The 1,657-nt window shown below is 61.6% G+C and carries 1 protein-coding gene; it reads left to right on the top strand.

The genetic code is table 11. The features are described 5' to 3' along the window. Positions 1-217 precede the first annotated feature (217 nt). On the top strand, positions 218-1,657 hold a 1,440-nt coding region (locus EOA22_RS32815), incomplete at its 3' end, for a TadE/TadG family type IV pilus assembly protein (RefSeq protein WP_206521423.1).

Raw genomic sequence — 1,657 nt, 5'->3', positions numbered from 1 at the left:
GACATGATCGTTGCGACCGCCACGACAGACGGTTCGCCGCAGCCGGTTCGGATTAGCCGAACCATTCCGGCCTGTCACCAGCTTTCGCCAGGCACGATTGGTTAGCGGTTGGTGAAGTGCTGACCCGGCAATAGAGCGATTTGCCAAACCCGGCCTTCAGCGTTTTGTGGAAAGCTGGCGTCGATCGAGAATCCGCCGGCGGGGGCCGCTCCAAGACATGCATGGACTTTGGCGTCAGTTCTGCCGCGACCAACGCGGCAACTATGCTCTTATGACGGTCGTCGCTATGGTTCCGCTGATGGGCGCCCTGGCAATGGCCGTCGACTTCACCGAGATGAGCCGCGAAAAACAGGCGGTTTCGAACGCGCTCGATGCCGCAAACTTCGCCACGGCGCGCCGGCTGACGGAGGGTGCCACCGACGACCAGTTGAGGGCCTATGCGCTCGACTTCTTCAATGCCAACCTCAACAAGATCAATCCCGCCAATACGACGCTCACCGTCACCTTGCCAAGCAACACCACCGGCGGCGGCTTGCTCAAGATGACCGCGCGGCTGGACTACAAGCCCTATTTCTATCCGGTCTTCGGCCAGCTCGTCGGCAAATCCGAAACCGACGCCAACCAGAGGATCAGCTTCAACATCACCTCGGAAGTGCGGCTGAAGAACACTCTTGAAGTCGCCCTGGTACTCGACAATTCCGGGTCGATGACCAAGACCGGAACGGGCTCGGGGCAAACGCGCATCGACCTTCTCAAGACCGCGGCAAAACAGCTGGTCGACACGCTGGCCCAGCAGGCGGCGATGATCAAGCAGGTCGACAGGCCGGTGCAGTTCGGCCTCGTGCCGTTTGCCGCCTCGGTCAATGTCGGGCCCGGCAACGGCAATGCGCCCTGGATGGATACCGAAGGATTGTCGCCGGTATCGAACGAGAATTTCGACTGGTCGACGCTGAACGCAGCCGACAAATACGCCCAGCAGACCAACGGCATCTGGTACAAGCGCGGCACCGGATGGGGAACCGACGAAGGCCAGATGCTGACCCGGTTTTCGCTCTATCGCGACATGAAGGTCGTCACCAACCATGAGCGTGTCGTCAACAGCAAGCGCGTGGTGTGCGACGAATACAACCCGAACAACACCTGCAAACGCGACCACGACGAATACGACTACATCGACACCTATGGCCCGTTCGCCAGTTGGCAGGGCTGCGTCGAGGCCAGGCCTTATCCCTACAATGTCAACGACGCGGCGCCTTCCGGCGGCTCGGCGAACACCGGCATAGGGGTCGGCGATCCGGCGACGATGTTTGTGCCGATGTTCGCCCCGGACGAACCCGGCAACCATTGGAGGCTCACCCAGGATCCCGACGAGGCCGCGCCGACGACCTATGGCGCCATCAACAGCTGGTGGAATGACGACCCGACGAGCAGCACCGGCCAATCCCGGCTGCGCAACATGTCCAAATATTTCCAACCGAGGCCGATCAATGCGCCGGCGCTGGCCGCCGGCAACGGGCCGAACTACAGCTGCTCCACCAACCCGATCACGCCGCTGACCGATGTCAGCGTTACCACTGGGCTTACCGCGATCAAGGCCGCGATCGACCTGATGAAGCCCGATGGCGGCACCAATGTTCCCGAAGGCATGGCCTGGGGT

Origin of the sequence: Mesorhizobium sp. M7A.F.Ca.US.014.04.1.1, assembly GCF_003998745.1 — a bacterium.
Taxonomy (GTDB): domain Bacteria; phylum Pseudomonadota; class Alphaproteobacteria; order Rhizobiales; family Rhizobiaceae; genus Mesorhizobium; species Mesorhizobium ciceri.
This window is presented reverse-complemented; position numbering and strand designations above follow the sequence as displayed.